Below are 25,062 nucleotides of genomic sequence, written 5' to 3' on the forward strand. Positions count from 1 at the left end.
AAGCATACAGACAAGAAACGAAAAAAGCACCGACGTGTGCTGGCGCTTTTCCTTCCCAGCTTACGTTGCTCCGACAGAAAGGCCCCCTGGCAAACCAGTATTTATTAATCCAGAACAGGTGTATCTAGCCCCTATTGACTGCGTATAGCCTGTATATGCCCTTATGTTCCGAATATAATAACCCTCAACGCCAACGTGCCGTCGCCTGGGCAGTAGCGATGACGGCTAATACGCCACTAGCTCCGCGCCGCTATGAACGGTATTTATTAGAGCAATATCAGAAAGGCCTACTAACACTAGAACAGGTATTGCACCTGCTCGACACGAGCATCTATCAGCTGCTCTACCGCAGCCAGGCAACCGCCCCCATGCCGGAAGCGCAGTTACAGCAGCTGCTCGACTGGAGCCATGACTATAACGCCAAGCACCAGATTACGGGGCTTTTGCTCTACAGTGAGGGCTATTTTGTGCAGGTTCTGGAAGGACCTCAGCAGGAAGTGCGGACGCTCTATGCGCGTATCCAACAAGACCGACGCCATCACCAGATTGTAACCATCGGCGAAGGACCCGAACCCGAGCGGCGCTTTGCCGACTGGACTATGGGCTTTGGGCAAGTGGCGCTGCCAGCTATTGAGCCGGTGCTGACGGTAGAGCCAAGTCGGCCCGTAGCCCCGGATGTGAACGAGCACCATATTCAGGCCTTGTTGCGCGCCTTTGGCGTGGGCTAACACTAGGCTAAAAGGCCCGACCCAGTGGGCCGGGCCTTTTATCTAGAGGCATGCGGTACCGATTGATACCACAGTGAAAACGGCTGTAAGCGGTCTGTAGTTACTTATTTTACTGCATTTTATCCGTTGTAAATGTGTTTATGCTCGGTAAAAATAGTTTTACGCACGATTAAAATCCATTTTAAAATATGCTGCGTAGGTAGGGCCCCCACCTTATCTGCCCAGCCATGACACTCGCTCGGTTGCACGCTGCCTTCCAGCAACAGGATACAGATTGTATTGCTCAGGTCCTGTGCACGTTGGTCCAAGAACAGCACGCTGCCTCGCCGCTTTTGCCTAGCCGAAAGCTACAATTCGCACACTGCTGCCAACGACTCGTTGCAGCCCACGCAGGTGCTTATAACTGTACGCGCTTACTACTGGAGGCGGAAGTATGCTTTAATCATGCCTATACGATACCTGGGGAACGGGGCAAAGCGGGGTGTCCTCGGCACCATCCGTAACGGATTCTAGAGCACCAGGCCCAGAATCCACCTACTTCCGAATCAGCTCTTGCGGCTATCTACTTACTGCGTTTATATGCCCATCTCCACGCTTGCTGGCCTCAACAAGCATCTCTATACCATTCTTCAACAGGATACGGACTCCCCGAACCCGTATACGGGCGGCCTGTTGCGAGAACACGGCCTGGCGGCCCTGCAGGACCTGCGTCAGCTCCACTTGCTCGGTAGCACCGGCCAGATTTGGTTAAGCGCTGCCCAGCACCACCAACTGCCCCTGACGATTGAGGCCTTAGAAGCGCTGCTTACGCAAAGCCATGTCTTGCCCGTCAAGGCGATGCAACAGAAGCTCTTGGCCTTGCTACGAACGACGCTGGTTACCGCGTAACAGGAGGCAGAGCAGACAGCCGGGACTTTTCATGTCTCCAAGTCATCCAGCTTGATGTACGCCGCATAGTCCTCCAGGCACGTTCGACTGGTGAACGTGCGCGTGCGCAGCAGTTCGTTGGTGTCGGGGTCGTAGTAGACCTCGCAGAAGAAGGTGCCCAGGTGGTAGAGGTTCACCGCGTCCTCTTCCTCCCAGCGCGTGGCCAGGAAGGTGCCCTCGGCCCAGATGGCGGCCAGCTGCTCGGGGAAAGGTAGGGCGCGGAAGGCGTAGTGGGTGATGGGCATAAGTGTAAGTCGGTTAATATTTCTGCCTACACTACAACAACCTAACATAGGGGAAAATACCTCGAATGACGGATAGGGCTTAGTAATAATATAATATAATATATTGAATACAAGCTGTACATTGCTCCAACTCTTTCATCTTATATCTCTTGTATGAAATACACTTGTTACCGATTATTTGCTGCTGTGATGGCTTCTGCAGTAGTTGCAGGTTGTGAAACTCCCGAGCTAGCACCGCCACCCGTGCTGAAGGCGCAGAGTTCTTCTGACTTGACGTTTATCTCATTCCCTGTGCCAGAGCCGTTAGTTGAAGTCACATCCGTTGAGTATTATAATGGAGCAGTGCGCAAAAAATGGGAAAAGCCTGAAGCCTTAGGGGCCTCGCAGGTACCAGGAGGGCATCCAATCTACGTGTTTCAGCCAAGAGGAACTCCTGGTGACGCAAATACTGTAGGTACGTGGACTCGGATTAGTGGCCCGAATGGAGGCGGAGCAGTTAAAATAGCTGCCGGTTACGAATATAATGGTACTGTTGGTTTCCGCTATGTTGTAACTGATCAAAACGAGCTTTGGGTGTCAAGCGGGAACAGCCCAGGCTGGCGCAAGATAAACCATCCTGCTGTAGACGTTGCGGTAGCTTATGGCAATACAGCGAGCGTCTATGTTTATTTTTTAGGTGCTGCCACTGTCAACGGTGGTCACCCTATTTACCGATACCGTTGGGACACGGGGCAAGCAGTAGAGGTTGTACCTGGTGCCGCTGGTATAGAACTGGCGGTAGATAGAGATGGCCGCCCCTGGGTTACGACAAGCAACCAACAAGTTTGGGTTGGCCCTGCACCTGGCAGTAGCGGCGGCTTTGTACCGGTAGAAGCCAGCGCTGGGGATATTGCCTGCACTGTCGATGACGTTGCTGTTTTAGGCACTGGGAGTGCACCCTTACCCGGTGGATACGAAGTATACAAGCGCCCGTACTCATCGCCTCTGGAGTCCTATACCTGGACCTGGGAAGGGGGCCAAGCCACTAGAATAGGCAGCAGTTTCAATGGAAAATTCTTCCTTATCGACAGTTTCGGGCAATTGCATATGGCTCAGTAAAACGAGTCGTTATTCGATTTATAAAAGCCTTAGGCATTCAGCCTAAGGCTTTTTTTATTCGCAACTTACTGAATACACAGGCGTTGTTCTTATACATTATGCTAGTGCCGGCTAAACAAACCGGCCCCCTAGCTTGAGCAGCTTCGGCCCCAAGTAGCCCAGCACCACCCCACCCAGGAGCCACTTCCACCAAGTGCTCGATGCTGGCGCTGTTACGGTACTGCCCTCTCCCGTAGCCGCAGCACCACCCCGCTGGCCGGCCTTCGTGTTGTCGGTGGCCTGGTTCTGCTGGCCCACCTGCACCGGTGCCTCTGCCTTAGTGGCGTCGGTAGCGCTGGCCCCAGACCCAGTAGCCATGGTGCCCGGCTTGGTGGCCGTGGCCGCCGTGTTGCCGTTGCCCAGTTGGATGTTGATGGTGCTGTTCTTGATTTTGCCCGAGCTGCTGAAGGCGGCCCCGACTCTGGTAGCGGCTCGCTTGAAGAAGCCAGGCTTGTCATCCGGAGCAGACAAAGGATCTTGCTTCGGTAATGAGTCCGGCAGAGCATCGGGGGCCACCCCTCCTTGCATCGAGGGAGCAAGCATGCTCAGCAAGTCACTAGGCTCAGCATGACGGGAGGCGACGCAGCTGGCCAGGGCCAACGCGAGGAATAGAAAGTAGCGCATCAGATTACAGTTTAGCGAGTAAGACAAGGCCCACGACCAACCAGGCTACAGCCGCGCCAGCCATTACCCAGCGCTGGGTACCGTCGAAATCGAAGCGGGCCGACGTGCTGTCGGATTGGTAGTTGAATTCGAACACGGCCCAGGCCTTGGCAAGGGTCTGCTCCCGAATCCAGACCCGACCGAAGTTGTAGGCCTCGTTGTGGAAGAGCGAAAAGCTCAGGGCGGCGGCAACAACTTCCCACAGCAGCCAGATGAGCCACACGGGCCAGCCCTCGACGGCACCCACGCCCACCAGCACCGCATCGACGGCGGCCCCGAGGGCGGCTAGCACGGCCAGCACGCGCCGGGTCACCAGCGGCTGGTGCTCGTTCCACTTGAAGGAATCAGCGCCCAGCATCCCGTAAAACAGTGCATCACAGAGCCCGTCCACGGCGGCGAACAGATTGTAGAGTAGCCAGAGCATAGCTACTTCCGTTGGGCTCGAATGCCCCGTATCAGGATGAACACCGAGGCCGCAGCGGCACCGAAGAAGAGCCCACCGGTGAACTGGCGGTAGGTCAGAAAGCCCGGGTGGTAATGCGTCAGCGACACGACGATGGCAATTACCCAGAGCAGGATGATGGGATAGGCGAAAGCAGGGATTGGCAGTTTCATAGAAAGGAAGTGAGAAGGTGAAATGGTGGACTAGTGAAATGCTTAAGCGGCCACCTTGGGCACCACGCCGCCAGGCACGCCCAGGGCTTTGGCCGCTACCAGGAAGCGCCGCTCCCGGTCGGCCAGGCCGTTGGTGCCGCCGTTGATGCGCTTGGTGATGGTCAGAAAGAAGTTGCCGTCGGCCAGTTCATTCAGCCCCCGGCCTTTCCAGTACCAGCCGGCCGACAGCGCCGCGTACAGGGGCTGCTCGAGCAGCACGGGGTTGGCCACGAAGTCCACGCCGAAGGCCTGGCTCAGGGCGTAGTAATTGGCCCGGCCGGTAATCTGGATCAGGCCCCGGCCCCGGAAGCGCACCCCGTCGCCGGGCATGACGTTGCCCAGGTCCTTGCGCCCTTCGTAGGCGGCTCCGGAAGCGTACTCGCGCACGGCATCCAGGCCCACCGACTCGTGGCCGATCTGCGCCAGGAAGTGAGCAATGCGCAGCGCCGTGCTGATATTATAGCGGACCAGCGTGTCGTTGAGGGGTTTGAGAAACTTGTCGGCCTCAGCTGCCGTGCAGCCGGTCACGGCCGCCATCAGGAGTTGTTTAGTGAGCTGCATACTTGGGTACGGTTAGGGGGCCGGCACCACGGGCGCCGGCTCGGTTGGGGTTTCGGGAGTTGGCTGCTCGGCCGCGGGCGTCACCCCTTGGGCCACGTCGACCAGAGCGGGGCCGTACTTGCTGTTGATGATGGACTGCACGAAGGCTTGTATAATTTTGGGCAGCCCACCCTCGGCCACTTTCAGGGCCACCATCTTGCTGACGACCTTGCGCAGCTTGGTGGAAAAGAACCAGCCGAAAATCAGGTCGGCCAGCATGTCGTAATAGGGGTAGCTGTTGATGGTGTTGCGCACCACGGTCAGCACCAGCAGCATAGCCATGAGCTTGCCGAAGATGCGCTCGAACTTGGCCCAGGTAACGGGCTCTTTCTTCACCTGTCGCGCGACCTTGATGCCGTACACTGTATTGGCTACTTCCAGGGCGGTGAGCACCAGCAGGGCCAAGGGTGGGTTCCAGATCCATTTGGCGCAGAAGGCGACGATAGCAGCCAGCAGCGTGCCGCTGACCTGAATGCCAAACACGGGCAGCGTATAGGTTTTCAGGCCCAGCGCTGAGGCCGCGAAGTCCCGCACGCCCCGGAAGCCGAGGAGCTTGTAGAGCTCGGAAAGGGTGTGGAGGAGAAACTTCACGGGAAGTATAGCAGAAGCCTACAGATAGTTGTCCGACTGCAGCGTTATCGGGTCACTTGCAGCAGCGGATTTAGGCTGGCAAATCCACATAGTTGTCAGCAAAGAGTTTAGCTCCACGCACGGCGGAAATAACGCTGCCCCCAGGCAACGACACATCGAAGTAATAGGCGGCCCCCAAGGTTGGGGCTACTTGACGGAACACCTCTATTTCGTTGATGTACCACACCACATCGAACGGGTCAGACGCCTGGGCCCGCTCCATTTGAATCCGCATTTTCTGCCCGTTGGTGATAGGGAATTTTGTGCCTCCACTCAACCCCCGCCAGATTTGCACAAAGCCGGTTTCTGTAGCATCCAATGGATAAAAACCAAACTTGATATTGGCGCTAGTGGAGGGACCGGTCCGAGTGCGCGGGACGGGCAAATCATTCATACCAAACTGGAACCCTTTGTCGGCCTCGTTGTATACCGCTTCCACGCCCCCGCGCAGCAAGGAGCCATCATTCGCTGGGCCGATAGCCTTATTGCTCACCGCGCCGCTGCCGTAGTACACCGATTCATCATCAATGATTACTTCGGTAGGCGAAGGAAAGGTGGCATTAATAGGGTTCGTGAACGTAAACTCAAAGACCGGCGGGGCTACAGCGTACACCTGCTGCGCAATCTGCTCCAGCACGGGCCGGACGGTGGCTGCCATCAGCACCTGCCCCCGGCGAGCAGGGTGTACCTCATCCTGGAAATAGAACCGGTCAGTGGCCGGCTCCGTGAGTTCGGGAATCAGGTGGCTTTGCGCTACCCGCACCGGCTTACCCAACTCGGCTTCCAAGGAGGGGCCCAGGGCAACAGCCCACTGCTGGAGCTGCTGGACGTAGGGCAGAATCGGGGTACTGGAGCCCTCGGCTACGCTGGCCGTATTGGTTTGCGTAATCAGCACCGCGCCGCCGCACTCGGGCAAGGCCAGCGCCTGCCGAACCATGTATTCGATGTCGGTCTTGGCCGTAGCCAGAGCATCATCCAGCGTTACGCCGTTAACAAGGGCGAAGGTCAGGTTATTGACTCCTAGTAAAACCCCGTACAAACAACCATCATACTCACCACTGGCTACCGCCTGCTGCATTGGGGAAAGAACCCGTTGTGCAAAGAAATTCCGGATCTGCGTGGTGGTAGCCCCGCTGATGGCCGTACCAGCCGGGCCTGTTGTGGGCGACACGCTCATGGACGTGTCCAGGGCGTCCCATGTAGCGTTCATCTGTCCCGCGTAGCCCTCGCCCGCGTTGAGCCCATACTCGGCCGTTTGGCTGTCGCCGCTGAGGAATGCCAGCAGGTTTTTATCACCCGTGTAGGCCGAGGTCAACGCCAGCACGGTGAAGGGCTTGGTTACCGTTGTGCCGCCTATGGTCAGGCTGGCCGTGCCTGCCCCGCTTGGCGCTCCAACGGGCACGGCCGCAGTGATGGCTGTGTTGCTCCAGGTCAGCACATCAAAATTGACCGCACCAATTTTCAGTGTACTTGTATTCTGGGTAGCGCCAAAGTTGCTCCCCTGAAATACGACCCGTCGGGCCTGCTGGCCGCTGGTGGGCGTGGCCGTATTAAGGGCCAGCACTGGAGCCGGCGCGGCATTCACCGTCACCAACACATCGTCGGTTTTGGTAGCACCAGCCGTGTCTGTTACCGTCAGGCGGAACTGATAGACTCCGGCTACCAAGTTAGACACAACCGGCTGGGCTACAGCGCTGGGAACGCCAGTGGCCGTGTTTGGGCCCGTTATCTGCTTCCAGGCATAAGTTACAGACCCTTCTGCGTCGGAGCCAGAGCCCTGCAATACGACCGAATTGGAGGGCAGCGTGAGCGTAGTATCGGCCCCAGCGTTGGCCACAGGCAGCGTGTTTTCCGGCGCGGTAGCAACGCCGAAGATGATTTCAAAGGTTGCTGGAATCGTGTAGTTGGGTGTCGATGAACTGGAATGAATCCAGTAGCCAGAGCCAGGAACGAACTGAGCTAAGGTTCCCCCGTTGCTGGCTACGCCAAAGGATTGCATGCTGGCACCGGTGCTATTGCTCGGTGCCCAAATGCGCAGCACATTTCCGGCCAGCCAAGACAGGCCGGAAATGTTGAGGTTGCCGCCGCCATTGAAGCGGACAAAGGTGTGCTGTCGAGTAATCTGTGGCATACTAAGAACCGTTAGCGGCTTCCGTTGATGAAGGTGGTTTCGTAGCGCTGGCCGTCGGCGCCGAAGAAGGAAAGGCCCTGGCCGGCATACTCCCCAGGCATGTCGAAGTAGGAGGCGGGGCCACCGCCAAGCGTGACGACCATACTGATGGGTGCCGCATTGGCACCTGGGATAGCATTGAATAGCGCCCGAACAGTGCTAGAACCCGGCGAGAAAGCGATGCCCGCCGCTTCCCGGATGCTGTCATTTACCTCCGTGTTGTAGTTAGGTGGCGGCACCGTGCACACGATGGCCGCCAAGGCCTCGTCTTTAGCAGCCGCCAGGCCTGCAGCATTCGCGTTGGGCTGCGTATCACCGGTGGCCGTGTTGTTGGTCCGGGTAATAGCCTGAAAGGAGGTAGTGCCGGCACCGCACTTGGTGTCGATATCGACCTGGGTCACCGTGTAGCTCTGCGGCATCGAGGTATAGACCGTGGGCGCGGCTGGGCCCGTAAAGGCTTGCGCGTTGCTGACGGCCCCGCCGGCGGGACGTGCACCGCTGGCCGTCACGCGGGCACTGACCTCGCCGATGGCATACGCCGCGCTCAGGCCTGGATAGTACACCCGCCCGTTCTGCACGTAGGCCGTATTCCGAACCGTGTAGACGGCCGTGGATCCGGTGCGCAATTCGTAGTCCGATGCGCTGTCGAAGCCCCCCACCAGGTTGTGGGAAAAGGTATTGCCTACATCATCCACCAGCGCACCCGTAGGTGCCGCTGGCTGGGTAATGAACAGGCCCGTGGTGATGATGCCCAGCACGTACGCGTTCAATCCGGCCTGCGTGGTGAAAGCCGGATGCTGGCCGTACTGGTTGGCGGTAATGGGCGTAAAGGAGCTGGGTATCGTTGGAATTTCGGTGCCGAGTGCGGCCGAGTCGATGAGGGCATCAAAGAGCCGAATCAGCTCCTGGCCCCGGGTTACGTCCGTAGGACCACCGGCCACCACCTTGATGACGATTCGGGCTAGTTGTTTGAGTTGCGCGCGGGTCATGGGGCAGCGTTACACGGCGAAGGTTTTCAAGCCGCCCCGACCGGGGCGACGGCGGGCTGAGGCGCCGCAGATAGTGGGTGCTGTGGCCGGGCGGAAGGCTCGCAAGGCGGCCTGCAGGCGACCTATATACAGGTTGCGCTCGGCTTCTACATCGGCCTTGAGCTCAGCACGACGGGCGGCGGAAATAGGCTGATTACTGCCATCAGACAGTGTTTCCACTCCATTCTGGGTGATGTGGGTGCCGTGCCAGAGGATCATGCGGCGGAAGGTTTCCGTAGCCAGTAGCGGCCGGATAAAGCCAGCCCAGAGCGCTGCCAGCTTATCCTCGTCCCAGCTCGTGGCCGGCGGCGCGGCCAGGAACTCGGCCGGGTCCACCTCAATGCCGGGAAACTCACTGGTGCCGTTGCCCAGATTGCGCTCCAGCCCGGCCCACTCCTGGGCCGTGAGCAGCGGGCGCACGTCAAAAGTCTGGGCCTTGCCGATGTAGGGATTTACCAGCTCGTCACTGATGTTGGTGCTGACGGGCCAGAACTCGGGCAGGTCGTACTTGGTGATTAGCAGCTGGCTCATGACTTGGGACGGGGCGTGGTGGATGCCTCGGCGGCCAAGGCCTCGGCCTTACTGCCTTCCAGATTGATGAGTGCACGGATTTCGGCGCTGGTCATTTCGCTGACCGCTTTGGTGGCTAGCAGCGGAGACATCACGTTCAGCGCCTTGAGCGTTTTCTGGGCCTGGGTATCTTCCAGTGCCGAGAGTTTGGGCAAGCCACCGAAGGAGCGGATTTCGTCATCCGTCATTTTCTCGGCCACTACTGGGTCGATGTACTCCACGGGGTTGAGCGGCTTTACCGTCCAGTCCGTCACCTCGGGATAGAAGTAAGCCAGCGGGCTGGTGATGGTAGCGCGGGCCGGCTCCACGGTCAGGTTGAAGAGCTTGATGCTGTTGACGATTTGCTGGTTGTTGCCCAGCAGGCCGGGTTCGGCCACACCGATAAGCACCGGCGGCACGCCCATGTGCCGGCACACGAAGCCGGTGATGCGGCCCCGCATATCGGTCAGGCCCTTGGAGTTGGGGCCCTTGTCGATGAACTGCAGCACGGGCACCTCTTCTTTCGTCTCGGCTACGGATACGCCCACGCTGGCCTCCGTTTCGCTGCCCTTCAGCGCCTTGATGGTGGCCTTGGCGGCCTTCAAATCGGGGGACTCGATCATGGGCGCATCGTCCAACGTCTGGCCTGGGCCGGGCACGAAGTCCGGATCGGGGTAGTCGTCGAACTTCTTGCCGATGAGTGTCCACCAGGCATCCGGAAAAAACCCGTTCTTGGCCTGCTTGCGGTCAAATTTGGCCAGGGCGGCATCCGTTTCCAGGTCCTCTTTGCCGGCGTAGTAACCCGGTACCGGGTACTGGGTGCGGCCCGGACGGGCTTCGAAGGAAAACAGCAGGTGGCCCCAGTACCCCCCCTCCGACTGCACGGCGGCCAACACCTGCTGGGCAATTTCTTCCTCGCTGGCCAGCGGGTTATAGGGCAAATACACCCGGTTGTCAGCCGCAGCGTTCTTGCCCTCGGCCCGGCCATAGTTGATGATGTAGCGCCCGCCCCCATCTTTTTCCCGGCGCAGACAGTCGGCGGGCTCTACGTAGAGGTCCCCGCGCTGGCCGCCGTAGGTAAAGCGCATCACCAAAGCCACGCCCAGGCCTAGGGCCGCATAGTGCTTGGCCTCGGCCAAAATGTCGTTGAGCGTCTGCTCGTCGTTGGCCCGCATCCGGGCCGTGGCCTCCGCGGCAAAGCCTTTGCCGCCGATGAACTGCGCTAGGCGCGTGGCGCAGGCCTCGGCCGTGCCCGAGTCGTAGACCACGCGCAGGCATTCCTGGGGCAGGGTGTCGCCGGCGCCCCACGCTACTAGTTTAAGCTTTTCCGGAGTGCCGCCGGTGGGCGCCGCCGGCGCATGCAGCACCGAAGACGGGGCACCAACGCGCAGCAGGGCAACGGTTGAAGTAAGGCGGCGCTTAGCCATCAGATAGCAAGGATTAAAGAAGAAAAAAGCCCGCTACTTTGGGTAGCAGCGGGCTTTTCAAGGGACGGGGCAGGCGGGTTTAGTCGCGGGACTCGGCCTGCTCCTTTTCTTTGGCATCAATGGCCTCCTGCAGCTGGGCAATGGTCAGCTTCTCGTCGGCGTCAACCCCATGCAGCTCCTTATAGCGGGCCTGGTAATCGGCTTTCTTCGGCTTGGGAGCCGCCTCGGCAGCAGCTTCGGCCTCCAGGGGCTTACCGTTCTTCAGGAAGGCATGCGGGAAGCCCTGACTGATGAAGAACTCAGCGTCCTTATCCGTCAGGTTTTCGGCCGTGACGGCCTTGTTGTAGGACTCGTGCACGAATTGCTCGTTTTCGTAGCCGGGGGCTATGGTGTAGATGGACTTTTCCACGGTTTCAGGAAATAAAAAGCGGATGGATTGGCGCTCGTGGGCCTGCAACAGGTCGACGTAGCCTTGAAAATTGCAACTGGTGCAGCCTGCGGCCGACTGGCCGGTGATCTGCTCATAGAGCTGATGCAGCTCCTGGGTCTGTTCCCGGGTGCGGCGCTTGGTGGCTGAGTGGTTGAGCCAGGTCTGCACCCGGCCCAGGAGCTCGGCGGTGTAGTTGACAGCCACGGCTTAGACGTCGGCTTCGACGAGGGCGTCCAGATAGGCCCGGGAGGCGGCGAGCTGGGTTTCGCTGCCCGTGATGGGCGCCTGAAAGAACATCGGGAACGAGGGTTCCTTGCCGGTCAGCGTGGTTTTCATCACGTTGTTGTCGTCAGTCAGCAGGGTACCGGTGCCGTCTTCACCGGTGCTGGTTTCGTTGCCGAAGGCCTTGAAGTACACCCGAATGTCGCCCGAGGCCAGCTCCTGAAACACCACCTTGCTGCCGGCCGCCAGAAACTGCTCCAGTGCCGTCAGCCCGTTCTGATCTTGGTAGCTGTACTCCTGCACCAGGGTCTGCTCCACCTCGGTGCTGCCGTTCTCGCTGGTGGTAGACTTGTGCGTGCCATTGCCCTTTTTGGGCCGGCCCACGGCCTTGATGCCTTTCTCGCCGGTCTTGAGCGTGAAGCCCGACAGGGCCCCGGTGGTACCGTTACGGGTTTCGGCCCCGGTGAACTGGTCGAGTTGGAATACCCAGCTCGTGCGGTTGATGCCGCCAGCCTTGGGGCAGGCCTTGCTGGCTACGTTCTTGGAAATGCGGTTGCAGATGTCGACTGCCATGATGGGGGCTGCTAAGGGGTAAGGGCCTCGGCCAGCGGAGCCGAGGCGGAGTGGACGAAGGCGCCGAAGCCGGCTGCCCTAGATGCTGAAGGCCGTCAACACGTCGAAGCCAAAGCCGGCCCCGAGCCGGTACTTGACCCGGGTGCGGTTGAACTCGGTGTTGATGTCGTACCAGAACTTGACCTCGGCCATATCCGACTCTAGGTCAGTGGCAAACACTAGGTTTTCGCGCACCGTGTAGATGGCTACGAAGGGCGACTGGGCCGCAAAGTCCGCTTTCATCCACTTGTACCAGGGCTTGAACTCAATAAGCTCGATGCCCTCGTAGGTCAGGCGCTGGCCGTTGCTGCCGGCGATGATGCTCAGTTTGGTTTCGTCGGTGGCGTTGCCCGCTACCAGGGCCCGGTAGGCCTTGCGCACGAAGCGGTAGAAAATGGAGTCGACGTAGAACGCCTTCTGGTCGTCGTCCTGCTCCTGCAGCTCGTCGGCGCAGTTTTCGTAGAGGTCTTCGAGCACGGCCAGCACCAGGGTCGGGTCGGCCTTCATGGCGGCCAGGCTGGGAATGGCCATGCCCTTGTAGACGGTGCCGGCAATGCCTTTGGCCAGCAGCTTCTTGCGAATGCCGTCGGTCTGGTTGTAGTTCACGTCGTCCGAGGCTCGGTCCCCGAGCATCCAGATGCGCAGCGCATCCTTGTAGGTCACGCCCGACACTTCGCCGCCGATGACGGGCTCGATGGCCAGGTCCAGGGCGGCGGCATCGGCCGCGTCGAGCTGTTCGCCGTTGAGGGCTTTGCGCACGATGGCTTCAATACCGGTACCCTCCAGGTTGTTGTCCTCGGCATGGCCGGCTTTGAGCGTGGCCTCCAGCACCGACTCGGTGTAGTCGCTGGCGCATTCTTCGAGCTTGATTTCCACCGGGTCGACGGTAATCTGGTTTTTCACCATCTTGAGCAACGTACCCGTGGGCGTGAACGGACCGCACCCCGAGTCCCGGCGCGTTACTTTCTCATTGGCCAGAATACCAATGGTGGTAGCGCCCCGCTTGACGCCTTCCTTGACCAGGATACCGAGTTCAAGCAGGAAGGGCACTTTGGCGGCAGGATAAATTAGCAGGGAAGCGGGCTGGCCCTGGGTTGCTGCCGAGCCGCCAACGATAAGGGGTCTTTCAAAAAACGGCATGGTCGTCTTCGTGAGTGGTAGAGAAAATGAGTCGGCGGGCCGACCTGGTTACTTATGAAAAAGGCAGCTAGTCTTTGGCCGCGGTAGCGCCGGAGAGCACGCCGCGGGCCTTGGGTTTTGCCGGATTCTTGACATCCCCCTGGGGACTGCCGGCCACCTGCGCGCGGGGCTTGGGCGTGGGCGGCACGACCTTGCTAAAGGCCGTTACCTTGCCTTCCATGGCGTCGAGCCGGGTTACCAGCGGGCCCAGGGCGGCCGTGATGGCAGCGGTCAGGGTCTCGGTGCTGGCCGCAGGAGTTTCGGTCTCGTCTTCTGCCGTGGCCTCGGTGATGTCCGTTACAACGCCACCGGCTACGGTAATCACGCGTCTATCCTCGGCCTCGTACTCGCCGTCATCGGTGGGCACGGTCAGGGCCTCGTCGTTGAACACGGCCGAGTCGAGAGCCGGCACGCCGTCGGTGTAGAGCGTGCCGGCCCCGTCGGCCAGCACGGTACCCACAGCTTCGGCCGTTACCTCGGCGGTTTCGCCAGCACTTTCGATGGTGGCCTTTACACCTAGCTTTTTGGCAAAAGCAAGTACAGCGGCGGCATTGGCTTGCTGCTCAGCAGTGGGAGCAGAAGACTTTTGGCCTACTGCCTTGGTAATCGGAATGACGTTTTTAGTCATGGGTTTAGGGGAAGCGTTAGCGGCGGGCCGTTTGGCAGCCGCCTTGGGTGTAGGCTTAGTGAGGGCACGAATGGTGCGCTTATCGGCGCGGGCGACGATGTCCGCGAACTTGGCGCGGCGGGCGCTGGCCTGCGCCGTGGTAGCAGCAGGCGTATTTTTGGGAGCCAGCGGTAGTACTGTGGTGACCAGGCCCAGCGCCAGCGCCTCGTCGGCGGTGAACCAAGTGTCTTTGCTCATCCACTCCTCGACGACTGCTACTGGCTGGCCCGTGCGGGCCACGTACACATTGCGCAAGATGTTGTGCAGGTCAGAGAGCTGCTTTAGGCCCGAGGTAGCTTCTCGCACGGTGCCGCCGGCGTAGCCACTGGGGCCGTGCACGAGTACTTGGGCGGTCTGCTCAATTTCCACCACGTCGCCCACCAGCGGAATCACCGAGCCCATGCTGGCGGCCAGCGACAGGATGCGGGTGCGAATCGGCAGACCGAGCCCCTTCAGGTAGTTGTAGATTTCCAGGCCGTGGGTAACGGAGCCTCCGAAGCAGGTACCGATTTCCAGGCAAATGCTGGTCACCTCCATTCCATCATACTGGGCCCACTCGAGGGCCATGCGCACGTCGTCCGCATTGGTGGCCCACTCAAACTCACCGGTTTCCCAATTCCACTCGGATTTGCCGATGTATTCGCGGATAGGAATGAGCAGTTCAGCCATAGTGCAACAGCCCTGATTGTGTGCTGTGCAACAAAAGAGGGGAAGCCCTACCGCTCCCACCGAATTGTGCCGGTAACTTCCCGGTAGAATGCCGGCCCTATCCCGGCATACTGGATGTTGCCAATGGAATTATCTCCCAAACCGCTCGTGGTCAAAAAGCTCAAGGAGCTGGCCCGCAAGGAGGGCGTCTCGCTCAATGCCTTCCTGATTCCCTTTCTCAACGATGTGGCCGAAGGCCGCCTGGTCCGTGTGCCGCACTACCCCCCGGCTGCCAGCTCCTCGCCGAAGTAGCTCAGGAAACGTACAGGACGCCACTGCCACTGCGCAGTAGGCGGCCGCCAACCGCCGGCTACTCACTGGTCGTAGCATTCTTGACCAGACAGGCTCACAGTCTGTGCCAGGCCAAGCCACTTATTATATATAGTAAATATAAAGTATAATATAACCAAGAGCCCGCAGCCGGGGAGAATGGTTGCAAATGCGTAACATTAGAGTAACGTAGCACCTCTAATTTTGCCAGCGCGCCCATTGGGGCCTACCCGCACGTACCTCCATCCCCCTTTCCTGTTGCAATGAAACACTCTTACCGGCGTACCGGCCGCCTCTGGCTGAGCGCCCTGGTCACCCTGCTCTGGGCCGGGTCGCTGACCAGCACGGCCCAGACCACGACGCGCGAGTCCTTCGAGACGGGCACCAAGCCCACCTACCCAGCGAGCGCCGTGCTCTTGAGCACGGGCACCTGGACCCTGGACAACGCCCTGCTGGGCTCCTCGGTTCTGGACCACAAGAACGGCACGCAGGCCCTGCGCCTGACGCAGATGGGCAAGGCCACCATGGATTTCTTCCTGCCCGAGGGGGCCTCGACCGTCACGGTGCAGCACGCGCTCTACGGCAGCGAGGCCAGCTCCGGCTTTGAGCTCTACTACCAGAGCCAGAGCTGCAGCTGCAACAAGTGGGTCAAAGTCGGTTCCACCGTTATTGCCAGCACGGCTACGCTGCAGTCGGCCTCGTTTGCCGTCAACGTGTCGGGGCCCGTGCGCTTCGAGCTGCGTAAAGTCTCGGGCGCAGGCGCGCAACTCAACCTGGACGACGTGGTCGTCACGCCCTACGCCGTGACGCCGCCGCCCACCGTCGGCGACAACGACCACCTGACCATGGGCAACCCCAGCGGTGCGGCAACGGACGTGAACATGCCGTTTAACTATTTGATGCGCAAGCGCCAGTTTGCCCTCTCCTACCACCGCGACCAGGGCAAGCCCAACTGGGTGAGCTGGTACCTCGCCCCCGCCTGGCTGGGCTCAACGCCTCGGCAGGACAACTTCCGCAACGATACGGAACTGCCCGCTGGCTGGTACCAGGTCGGCAGCGGCAGCTACTCGGGTTCGGGCTTTGACCGGGGCCACAACACCCCTTCCGCGGACCGTACCAGTTCGGTGGCCGACAACTCGGCCACGTTCCTGATGACCAACATGATTCCGCAGGCACCCAACAACAACCAGATTACCTGGGCCACCTTGGAGAACTACGCCCGCACCCTGGTCGACCAAGGCAATGAGCTCTACATCATCATGGGCAGCTACGGCAAGGGCGGCACGGGCTCAGCCGGCTACAAAGAAACCATCGACAACGGCCGCGTGCAGGTACCCAACCGGGTCTGGAAAGTCATCGTGGTGCTGCCCATGGGCAACAACGACGTTTCCCGCGTGGGCAGCGGCACGCGCATCATCGCCGTGGATACGCCCAATCAACAGGGCCTGACCAGCAACTGGGGCCAGTACCGGACCAGCGTAGACGCCATTGAAACGGCTACGGGCCTGGATCTGCTCTCCTCCCTGCCCACGGCGGTACAGGATCTGGTCGAGGCCACCATTGATTCGGGTCCCACCAACTAGGCCGCTGCTTCCTCCACGCTCCTTCTTTCGTATCTCCGATGCACCCTTCCTATACCCGCACCCGTTTGCTCACCGCCTTGCTGCTGCTTCTGCTCAGCCTGGGCGCCCGGGCCCAGACGCCCTACGCGCTGAGCAACGGCACCTACAGCGAGAATTTCAGCCAAATCAGCAGCTGGGCCAACGGCTTTGCCTCCGGCACCGGCGCAGCCCCCTACAGCGTGGCCACCGGCAGCCCGACGCTGCCCAACCAGAACACAGTCTTTAGCACGGGTACCAGCGGCGGCGTGCAGCGCGGTACCCAAGCCATCGTGCTGCTGGCGACCGGGAGCGACAACGCCAATGCGGCGGCCTTCGACCTCAACCTGGACTTTACCGGCACCAGCGCCGGTACGGTTTCCCTGGACTGGGCCAGCGTCAACAACTCCACCGGCAACCGCCAGTCCACGTTTAAGCTCCAGACCAACACCGGCACTGGCGGGGCCTTTGTAGACCTACCCGGCTCGAGCGTCGTGCTGACCAACAACACCGCCTCCGCCGGTCAACTGTCGGCCCTGGCCTTACCAGCGGCCTTTACCAACAATGCGGCGGCCAAAATCCGCTTCTACATTCAGCCTACGGCCGGGGGTACGAACCCCAGCGGCTCCCGGCCCAAAGTCAGCCTGGATAACCTGACCGTGACGGCAACGACCGGCGGCCCGGTTACGCCCACCATCACCACGGGTACCATCACCGGCAGCCCCTTCTGCGTCACGGCCACCGCCGGCGCGGCCGTAGCCGTGCCCTTCACCGCCACCGGGGGTCTTACCGGCACCTTTGCCGCCCAGCTCTCGGATGCGGCCGGCCAGTTCCCCGCCGAGCTGACCCAGAGCCTGATCGGCACCGGCTCGGCTTCCCCTATTGCGGCTACCCTGCCGGCCGGCACGGCGGCCGGCACCAGCTACCGCATCCGCGTCGTGCACGCCGCTACGGGTACCATCGGCCAGCCCAATCCGGCGGCCTTAACCGTGACGTCGCCGCCTACTGCCAATGGAGTGACATTAAGTTCCACGGCCGCCCAGAGTATTACAACGACCGGTACGGGCACGACCCTGACCGCGACTGCCGCCGCGCCCTCCTCGTTTGCCTGGTTCTATGGCACGAGCAGCACCGGTCCCTTTCCGACAGCCCTGAGCGGGGCCACTGCGGCCAGCTACACCCCCAAGGGAAGTGATTTCGCGGGGGCCGGCACCTACTACCTGGTGGCCCGGGCCACTAGCACCTGCGGCAGCGTAGAGGGAACGAGCACGCCCGTCAGGATAACGGTCACAGCCCCCGCGCCAGTCCTGACCATTACGCCCCAGACCGTGCCCGACTTTGGCAGTGTCTATGTCGGCTCGGCTTCCAGCGCCCAGCCCGTGGTCGTAAGCGGTTCCAACCTGACGGCCCCGGTGACGGTAACGCCCGCGCCCGGGTTTGAGATTCGCACCGGCTCGGCTCCCTTCGCCTGCTGCGCCATTACCCTGACCCCGCAGGCCGGCACGCTGAGCAGCACGACCATTGACGTCCGGTTTGTACCAGCGCTGGCGCAGGTGTACTCGGCGACCCTGCCCGTCAGCTCGGCCGACCTGCCCACGCAAGAGCCCGTGGCGGTATCAGGCACCGGTGTAGCCCCGATCTTCCCGGCTACCGTGCAAACCAGTGCAGTATCAGCCATTACGGCCACCCAGGCCACGGCCGGCGGCACGGTCAGCGACGAAGGTAATTCGGCCGTGACCGAGCGTGGCGTCGTCTACAGCCTAACGGCCAATCCGACCCTGGCGAACGAGCCGACCGTGGACGGTGCCGGCAGCGGCCCGTTTACCAGCCTGCTGACGGGACTAAAGCCCAACACGCGCTACTACGTGCGGGCCTACGCCACCAACGAAGTCGGCACCAGCTATGGCGAGGAAGTTTCCTTTACCACGGCCTCCGTAGCCCTAGCTGCCGAGCCTACCCAGTCCTCGACGCTAACGGCCAGCCAGCTGACACCGACCTCGGTGCTGCTTACCGCCAGCGGGGGCACGGGCAGCAAGCGCCTGTTTCTGGCCACGCAGGCCGCTGATTTGCTCGCTGGGCCCACCGATGGCACCACCTACGCGGGCAACTCCACTGTAGGCCAGGGCGACCAGCCCGCTCCGAGCATTTACGTCGTGGCGGCCGGCCCAGCGACCAGCGTGACGGTAACCGGTCTGCAGCCCAACACGGAGTATACCTTCGCCGTCTTCGACTACAACGATGACAACACGCCGGGCGCTGAAAACTACCGCACCCAGGACCCGGGCAAACTCACGCTGACCACGCCCGAGCAGCCGGCCCAGCTGCTGCTGGAGGAGAACTTCCTCTACGCGGCCGCCGAGCCCTTGACCGACCACGGCTGGAATGCCCAGAGCGCGCCGGGCACCAACCCCGTACGGGTGAGCTCGGCCGGCCTGAGCCGGGCGGACTACAACGCGACGGGCGGCAACGCGGCGGCGCTGACGGCCACGGGCGAGGACGTGCACCGCACGTTTGCCCCCGTGGCAGCCGGCACGCCGGTCTATGCTGCTTTCCTGGTGCAGGTCAGCAGCTCACCGGCCGGTGACTACTTCTTCCACTTGGGGCCCGATCCAATCAGCACGACCTTTCGGGCCCGGGTGCTAGTCCGGCCCGTCGCGGCGACGGACAAGATTCAGTTTGGCGTGAGCGGCAGCGGCACGACGGCTGTTTATGACCCGACCGAGTACGAACTGGGCACGCCCTACCTGCTGGTGGTACGCTACAGCTTCGGCAGCACCGGCACGGAAACGCGCCTCTACGTAAACCCAGGGGTTGCTGAGCCGACAAACAGTAACGCCACCAGCAGGGAAGCTGCCACCTCGGCCCCGGCCAACATCGGGGCCGTAGCCCTACGCCAGGGCAACTCCACTTCGCCCCTGCTGCTGGATGGGCTGCGGGTCGGTACCACCTTTGGCGTGGTGCGCCAGCAGCTGCCCGCCCCCTTGCCCGTGCAGTTGGTTCGCTTCACGGGCCAGGTGCAGCAGCGCGCCGTCGTGCTGCGCTGGACTACGGCCCAGGAGCTGCGCAATGACCGCTTCGAAGTCGAGCGGGCCCAGGGCGACGGGCAGGCCTTCACCCGCGTGGCCACGGTGGCCGGGCGGGGCACCACGACCACGACGAGCAGCTACGCCTACACGGATGCCGACGTGCTGCGGCCCGGCCAGAGGCTCTACTACCGCCTGCGCCAGGTGGATCAGGACGGCCAGGCCATCTACTCGCCGGTGGTGGCCGTCTCGGCCGGGGCAAATGGGGCCCAAGCCTTGCGCGCCGTGCCCAATCCGGCCCGGGACCAGGTGCGGCTGGAAGGGGCGACTGCCGACGTGGCTCAGGTGCTAGACCTGACCGGTCGCCTGCTGCGCACGGTCAACACCCGGGAACTCATCTCGCTGCAGGGCTTGACGCCAGGCATCTATCTTATCCGCTGTGGGACGAGTGCGACCCGCCTGCAGGTCGAGTAACGGGGTACTTTTCGTTTGGACAAAAAGCCCCGGCCTGCGTAGGTCGGGGCTTTTTGCTGGGGAAGGAACGGATGGTCGTCCTGTCACAATAGGCTGCCATTCGTCCTTGCCGGTGGCTCGTATTCTGGTCACTATTGTACCATCCCTCTCACGTTCCCCCTTCTACGCTATGAAAAACGTTGTCCGATTCCTATTCCTAGCGGCCGTGGTCGTTGCCGCAAGCCCTTCGCCGAGCCACGCTAGTGCCCCGACGCCTTCTTGTATAGTTGGCGGGGATGCCCAGAGTTATGCCACTGGGGTACAGGATGCCCAACAGTGGAAAAACAGCAATCCGGCTCGTTTGCTGCCCGGCCGGATTGTGTTTGCGCAAACTAAATGCGACCAGTATACCAGTGACCCCAACGACGGCGTGCGGCTGTACGACCCGCAATTGGATGATTACTGGAATGGCTACCTAGCTGCCCTGCAGGGCGAAGTAGAGGAAGTGTAAGTCGTATACTACCCGTAGCAATGAAAAAGCCCCTCCGCAACGAGGGGCTTTTTTTGTAGCTTAAGAGCATGAAAAGACTTCTACTCATCTTGCTCCTGTTACCTACTGTACTAGTTGCTCAAGCGCAGGTGCATGTGCGAGGCTACTATCGTAGCAACGGTACGTATGTCAAGCCGCACGAAAGAACTCGGCCGAATCACACCGTCACTGATAACTACAGCTATCCTGGCAACCACAACCCTAACAGCATCACTACGACGACTGGCACCACAGGGGAAACGCCCAATACTATCCAGCCGACACGAGGAAAAACAGCGCCTTACTCAGGCTCAGGCACCTACAAGGTAAACTCCAGTATTGCCCCACCGCTTCGAGCTGCGCCAAATGTGAGTGCCGCCGAAATTTACTCGTGCCCTCGGCAAGCAACGGTGCAGGTGCTGGAAGATGCAGGAGATATTTATTGCAAGGTTTCGGTGAATGGGCATGTAGGCTACATATCCAAGAATCTTCTTGTCAGAGCTGACGCCGTTCTGCCCGAGTATACTGCGGAACCGGCTCCAGAAAAGAAACCAGTCATTATACCCAAGCCTCAGTCACTTAGCTCGGTAGGCAAGTACCTGTACAAGACATCCTTTGATGCCCCCTTTGGCCCGGCTTTGCGAGATGCACCCAGTATTACGGCAAACGAAATTTATGCTTGCCCCAGGACAGCGCAAGTATATGTACTGGAGGAGATGGATGGCTTATACCGTAAAGTATTTGTCGATGGCTACGTGGGATATGTAGCCAAGACGCTTCTTGTGCAGCCGTAAAATTTACTCAATTATCAATCACTCACAATAGAACGAAAATGTCCCTTGATATATCTGTTTCCGGTCAAAATGAATTGTTTGAAAAACACCTAAAAGAGGACAAAAACGAGCGCATTATCTTTTCAGGCGCGTTCGGCATTGGGAAAACCTATTTCTTAGAAAATTTTTTCACTCCTTCGCAATCTGATTACCTTGCAATAAAACTTTCACCAGTCAATTACTCTATATCGTCGAATGAGGATATTTTTAAATTAATAAAATACGATATTTTATTTGAGTTAGCTTCCAAACACGGACTGACTTTAGAAGGGGAACCTGTTAGCTGGGACGTTGCACTTGGAACCTTATTACCTAGCAGAGCTGCTTCCATTATACAAAGTTTTCTTCCTCTGATTCCACTTCTTAATAAGGATATGGAATCAATACCAGTCGTTCTGACTGCGCTTACATCTTGGGTTACTATTGCTGACGGAATCAGCAAACAGAAATCAGCCGCCGCTAAAGAAACCAAAGTCATTGACTTCGGAGAGCAAATAGCAGCTATGTATAACTTAGAATCAGACTACATAACTACTTTCTTAGAAAACAGTTTAACAACGCTTGCACAGGAAAAAAAAGCTAAGTACAAAGTATTAATCATAGATGACCTCGATAGAATTGACCCAGAGCATATATTTAGACTGTTCAATATATTCAGTGCTCACCTTGATTACCACAAAATTTCAAGCAATAAGTTCGGATTTGACAGAGTAATTTTTGTTTGTGATATACATAACATTCGGAATATATTTCACAGTCGCTATGGAACCGATACGGACTTCACAGGATATATTGACAAGTTTTTTAGCAAGGAAATATTTTTCTTTAATAACGAAGCGGAGATAAGTAATTATGTTGATCATATTATCGCAGGATTTAATTTTGAAAAAGACCCAGGAGCATATTTTCAACAACGTATTTTACAAGGCCGTAATTACAACGAACAGGGTTTGTTGCACATAATATTTAAAGAGCTTATTCTGTCAGGCGGGTTAAAAATGCGCAGGCTTAAGGAAAGCTATGCTAATAATTTTTACATTCCATCCAAAATACTAAAAGTATCCTCACCTGAATCAGGCACTGAAGATATACCCTACCGTAACTTGCCTGCTCTTGTTACTATTGAAATATTGAGCAGAATTCTTGGTGGTGGCTTTGCTTTATCGAAAGCAATAAAAACTGCTGTTAAATACAAAAAGAGTATTGAATACCAAACAGCCAATTCACGTCAAACAAACTGGCTAGTAGGCATGCTACTTCCTGTATTAGATTATTCAAATCATCAGTTTAGTGTTCTATATAATCCAGAAATAGTATATGGCTATAACCACACTTCAGGCATACATATTCCATACACGATTACAATTGCCAATTCACACTCTCATGACAGATATTATTTTGCACATACACAACCTGGAACAAAAGGAAGTTTAGACTTTTTATTTCTTCTCGATTTAACTGTAGACTCATTACTTCAGCAAAATATTCTCAGGTAGAAGTTTGCAGTTTATATCTTTGGTGATGTGTTGTCAAAAAAGCCAACATCTCATATTCAAAACATACAGCCACGTCTTATCCGGCCGGGGCTGTTTCCTATTCCTAAACTTTTGTTGCCCAGTAGCCCCTCCCAGGGTACAACGAGCTTCATTATCTTCCCACTTAATCTTCGCTCAAAAACAAATGACAAAGCGTAACCCCGTAAGCTTTATCAATGAGCATACTGCCGAATATTATTTAGCTCCAGCGGCGGTACAAGCATTGTCTCATCAAGGCATAAAAGCAATGCCTTTTTTCTTCTGGGGTACCCGAGAAGGCAGTAAGGTTGGAGTTGATAGTGGCGCCGACATAGATGCCAGGATAGTGGCAATTTACCCTCGCCGACCAAAAGTAGAGTTTGTGGGCTCTGACGAAGTATATGTAAAAATAAATGCTAGTCTGATTGAGGCAGCTACTGTAGGAGCCGAACTAGGTGTTCCTGTTTTTGCTGGAGCTCCAATTGTATCCTCATTATTTGATCTTTCTGATAAAGCCCCTTGCCTGTGGTTTGATATTGATTTAGCGGAGTCGCCCGACGATATAACTCATTGTATTTCTGTAAAAAGCTTGTCTATCATAACCAGTACGCGAACAGGATCTTCAGTTGTTTCTGACCAAGACTTATTTACGCGCGTTATACAGAGCGCCACCCCTCGACCATGGAGCGAGTGTGTTGAAACTCTTCGTCAATTTCGCCGGAAGCTTCAGTACGAAGGAAGCTTCAGATCATTTTTTGGAGCCTTTGGCGGCTACAAGCCTTTCTATGTAGTCCTGGTGGAAACGACTATATGAGCAGGCTGTAAACGCTCAACACAAAAAGCCTCAACATCTAGGCTGAGGCTTTTGAGCAACTGGTAGCGGGTTCCTGGCCCTCGCCGGGGTGCACACCTTTTGCCCCCGGCTGGGAGCAAATCTAATAAGCTCCTCCTTAGTGAGGGGCTTTTTTTGTAGCTTGGTATTCCTCTGCCTAGCTTGCTCTTACCACTCATGGAAGAACCCCTACTGCTACATCGACACGACCCGTGCCGCAACCTGTTTGACCGTACCCGGGTGCAAAACCAATCCTGTGTCTATCACCTTGATGTGGTAGACTTCGATGTGTTGAGCTACTGGGGCCAGCACCGTACCTGGACCTCGGGCGAAAGCCTGCGGACGGTGCGCTGCTACGTGCGCTATAACAAAGCACTGAAGCAGTCCACGATTCATTCCTTTCCCGACCAAGCCTACCGCATTGCCGACTGCCTGACCAAAGACCGGGGCAAATATTGTTCTTGGGTGGGCAACCTCTTTACCGCAGAAGAGTTGGAAGCCGAGCTACGCCTGGCTGAGCAGGGAATAACTGAGTCCGTGCCAGGGCCCCACTACACCTTCCAGGTCGAGCGCACCGCCGCCGGCTACCTAGCCCACGGCGCCCAGCACCCGCTACGGGCCAGAGGCAAAGACTTGCACCAGCTGCGGGAGGAAACCTACCAGAAGCTCGACCTGCACCTAGCCAAAACGGGTGGGCCGCACGTTCGCCGGGAGCAGTTGCAGTTTGTCTTGCGGTAGCTAGCCTGCTTCAAGGTTTTTTCTTTCAAACGTCAACAACAGGTCACTATTATGCAGCCCATTTTCTCTAAGAATAAAGCATCTATAGATAATACAGCTTTCTTAAACTGGCGTATTTCCAAGCAGGCGGACATCTTGAATATGCTAAATATAGCCGATGGCTTTATGATGGCAGCACTTGAGTTAGCACAAAACTGCTTACTTGACAACCAATGGAAAAAGGCAGATATTCTAATCTTTCCTATACTGATGAATACAAATCATGGGATAGAGTTGTATCTCAAAGCTATGATATGGACCATCAATAAAATAAATAAGTCCGATGCAAGAATTGAGGGAAAACATAATATCCGGCAGATTTTTCACACTCTGAAATCAAAAGTTAAAACTTATGGAGGGGCGCTCAGCTTAGAGGAATTTCAAGCGGGAACAGAGGAGTTAGAAGCATATATTAACGAGCTATTTGCCAAGATTGAAGCAACAGACAAAGATGACAAAATGGATTTTTCCCGATATCCATTTAGCACAAAATATGATAGTCACTTCTACGTCAATGCTATCGGCAATGTAGAGATAGACCTAGAAAACTTTGTAATCCGGTTCGAATCAATTAAAGAAAGCCTAGATGCCTTATCAGGCTATCTTTATCATCATGAATTAAATCGAGAGGAGTTTGAGCGCGATTAGTGAGCTATC

Annotated in this window: 26 protein-coding genes; 12 read left to right on the top strand and 14 right to left on the bottom strand. The window is 57.9% G+C overall.

Going from position 1 to position 25,062, the window contains the following annotated elements; genetic code table 11:
* The first annotated feature begins 308 nt into the window (after positions 1-308).
* Together MUN80_RS25250 and MUN80_RS25255 are read left to right on the top strand one after the other, a co-directional pair.
* Positions 309-728 carry a BLUF domain-containing protein gene (locus MUN80_RS25250; protein WP_244717687.1) on the top strand — a complete coding sequence of 140 codons (420 nt, stop codon included), beginning with the start codon at positions 309-311 and terminating at the stop codon, positions 726-728.
* Between the two features lie 579 nt (positions 729-1,307).
* Positions 1,308-1,616: a hypothetical protein gene (locus MUN80_RS25255; protein WP_244717690.1), complete on the top strand. Its 309-nt coding sequence runs from the start codon at positions 1,308-1,310 to the stop codon at positions 1,614-1,616.
* A 29-nt stretch (positions 1,617-1,645) separates the two neighbouring features.
* Here the strand turns inward: MUN80_RS25255 and MUN80_RS25260 are convergent, their stop codons facing one another.
* Positions 1,646-1,900 (bottom strand): hypothetical protein, encoded by a 255-nt coding sequence (locus MUN80_RS25260; RefSeq protein ID WP_244717693.1) that lies wholly within the window; start codon positions 1,898-1,900, stop codon positions 1,646-1,648.
* A gap of 153 nt (positions 1,901-2,053) precedes the next feature.
* On the opposite strand from MUN80_RS25260, the gene MUN80_RS25265 reads away from it, so the two are divergent.
* The gene (locus tag MUN80_RS25265; protein ID WP_244717695.1) at positions 2,054-2,998 is read left to right on the top strand and encodes a hypothetical protein; all 945 of its coding nucleotides are present in this window, start codon (positions 2,054-2,056) and stop codon (positions 2,996-2,998) included.
* A 111-nt stretch (positions 2,999-3,109) separates the two neighbouring features.
* Here the strand turns inward: MUN80_RS25265 and MUN80_RS25270 are convergent, their stop codons facing one another.
* The 13 genes from MUN80_RS25270 to MUN80_RS25330 all read right to left on the bottom strand — a co-directional run bounded on the left by MUN80_RS25270 (position 3,110) and on the right by MUN80_RS25330 (position 14,537).
* Positions 3,110-3,661, bottom strand: coding sequence for a hypothetical protein (locus tag MUN80_RS25270; RefSeq protein ID WP_244717698.1), 552 nt, complete (start codon positions 3,659-3,661; stop codon positions 3,110-3,112).
* Between the two features lie 4 nt (positions 3,662-3,665).
* A complete protein-coding gene (locus MUN80_RS25275) occupies positions 3,666-4,124 on the bottom strand; it encodes a hypothetical protein (protein WP_244717701.1) in 459 nt (152 codons plus the stop codon).
* A gap of 2 nt (positions 4,125-4,126) precedes the next feature.
* Entirely contained in the window at positions 4,127-4,315 is a 189-nt protein-coding gene (locus MUN80_RS25280) for a hypothetical protein (protein ID WP_244717704.1), read from the bottom strand.
* A 42-nt stretch (positions 4,316-4,357) separates the two neighbouring features.
* Complete coding sequence (locus MUN80_RS25285) at positions 4,358-4,915, bottom strand: glycoside hydrolase family 19 protein (protein WP_244717706.1); 558 nt, start codon at positions 4,913-4,915, stop codon at positions 4,358-4,360.
* Positions 4,916-4,927: 12 nt separating this feature from the next.
* Positions 4,928-5,545: a hypothetical protein gene (locus MUN80_RS25290; RefSeq protein ID WP_244717709.1), complete on the bottom strand. Its 618-nt coding sequence runs from the start codon at positions 5,543-5,545 to the stop codon at positions 4,928-4,930.
* A 70-nt stretch (positions 5,546-5,615) separates the two neighbouring features.
* Positions 5,616-7,715 (bottom strand): SGNH/GDSL hydrolase family protein, encoded by a 2,100-nt coding sequence (locus MUN80_RS25295; protein WP_244717712.1) that lies wholly within the window; start codon positions 7,713-7,715, stop codon positions 5,616-5,618.
* A gap of 11 nt (positions 7,716-7,726) precedes the next feature.
* Complete coding sequence (locus MUN80_RS25300; RefSeq protein ID WP_244717715.1) at positions 7,727-8,743, bottom strand: hypothetical protein; 1,017 nt, start codon at positions 8,741-8,743, stop codon at positions 7,727-7,729.
* A gap of 9 nt (positions 8,744-8,752) precedes the next feature.
* Entirely contained in the window at positions 8,753-9,313 is a 561-nt protein-coding gene (locus MUN80_RS25305; RefSeq protein ID WP_244717718.1) for a DUF6712 family protein, read from the bottom strand.
* Positions 9,310-10,758, bottom strand: coding sequence for a hypothetical protein (locus tag MUN80_RS25310; RefSeq protein ID WP_244717721.1), 1,449 nt, complete (start codon positions 10,756-10,758; stop codon positions 9,310-9,312). The genes MUN80_RS25305 and MUN80_RS25310 overlap by 4 nt, the downstream gene beginning before the upstream one ends.
* A 79-nt stretch (positions 10,759-10,837) precedes the next feature.
* Complete coding sequence (locus tag MUN80_RS25315) at positions 10,838-11,392, bottom strand: hypothetical protein (protein WP_244717724.1); 555 nt, start codon at positions 11,390-11,392, stop codon at positions 10,838-10,840.
* A gap of 3 nt (positions 11,393-11,395) precedes the next feature.
* Positions 11,396-11,983, bottom strand: coding sequence for a hypothetical protein (locus MUN80_RS25320; RefSeq protein WP_244717726.1), 588 nt, complete (start codon positions 11,981-11,983; stop codon positions 11,396-11,398).
* A gap of 78 nt (positions 11,984-12,061) precedes the next feature.
* A complete protein-coding gene (locus tag MUN80_RS25325; RefSeq protein ID WP_244717729.1) occupies positions 12,062-13,162 on the bottom strand; it encodes a hypothetical protein in 1,101 nt (366 codons plus the stop codon).
* Between the two features lie 67 nt (positions 13,163-13,229).
* Positions 13,230-14,537 (bottom strand): Clp protease ClpP, encoded by a 1,308-nt coding sequence (locus tag MUN80_RS25330; protein ID WP_244717732.1) that lies wholly within the window; start codon positions 14,535-14,537, stop codon positions 13,230-13,232.
* A gap of 123 nt (positions 14,538-14,660) precedes the next feature.
* Between MUN80_RS25330 and MUN80_RS25335 the strand changes: the two genes are divergently transcribed.
* From MUN80_RS25335 to MUN80_RS25375, 9 genes are all read left to right on the top strand, one after another.
* On the top strand, positions 14,661-14,828 hold the full coding sequence (locus MUN80_RS25335; RefSeq protein WP_244717734.1) for a hypothetical protein: 168 nt from the start codon (positions 14,661-14,663) through the stop codon (positions 14,826-14,828).
* 281 nt (positions 14,829-15,109) lie between these two features.
* Entirely contained in the window at positions 15,110-16,429 is a 1,320-nt protein-coding gene (locus tag MUN80_RS25340; protein ID WP_244717736.1) for a DNA/RNA non-specific endonuclease, read from the top strand.
* 38 nt (positions 16,430-16,467) lie between these two features.
* Positions 16,468-19,941 carry a hypothetical protein gene (locus tag MUN80_RS25345; RefSeq protein ID WP_244717739.1) on the top strand — a complete coding sequence of 1,158 codons (3,474 nt, stop codon included), beginning with the start codon at positions 16,468-16,470 and terminating at the stop codon, positions 19,939-19,941.
* Between the two features lie 169 nt (positions 19,942-20,110).
* Complete coding sequence (locus tag MUN80_RS25350) at positions 20,111-20,431, top strand: hypothetical protein (protein WP_244717742.1); 321 nt, start codon at positions 20,111-20,113, stop codon at positions 20,429-20,431.
* Positions 20,432-20,499: 68 nt separating this feature from the next.
* Positions 20,500-21,243 carry an SH3 domain-containing protein gene (locus MUN80_RS25355; protein ID WP_244717745.1) on the top strand — a complete coding sequence of 248 codons (744 nt, stop codon included), beginning with the start codon at positions 20,500-20,502 and terminating at the stop codon, positions 21,241-21,243.
* 38 nt (positions 21,244-21,281) lie between these two features.
* Complete coding sequence (locus tag MUN80_RS25360; RefSeq protein ID WP_244717748.1) at positions 21,282-22,778, top strand: P-loop NTPase fold protein; 1,497 nt, start codon at positions 21,282-21,284, stop codon at positions 22,776-22,778.
* 184 nt (positions 22,779-22,962) lie between these two features.
* Complete coding sequence (locus tag MUN80_RS25365) at positions 22,963-23,610, top strand: hypothetical protein (RefSeq protein WP_244717751.1); 648 nt, start codon at positions 22,963-22,965, stop codon at positions 23,608-23,610.
* 195 nt (positions 23,611-23,805) lie between these two features.
* Positions 23,806-24,366: a hypothetical protein gene (locus MUN80_RS25370; RefSeq protein ID WP_244717754.1), complete on the top strand. Its 561-nt coding sequence runs from the start codon at positions 23,806-23,808 to the stop codon at positions 24,364-24,366.
* A gap of 51 nt (positions 24,367-24,417) precedes the next feature.
* Complete coding sequence (locus MUN80_RS25375) at positions 24,418-25,053, top strand: hypothetical protein (protein ID WP_244717757.1); 636 nt, start codon at positions 24,418-24,420, stop codon at positions 25,051-25,053.
* Positions 25,054-25,062: the final 9 nt, after the last annotated feature.

The organism is Hymenobacter cellulosivorans, assembly GCF_022919135.1.
In the GTDB taxonomy this organism is placed as follows: domain Bacteria; phylum Bacteroidota; class Bacteroidia; order Cytophagales; family Hymenobacteraceae; genus Hymenobacter; species Hymenobacter cellulosivorans.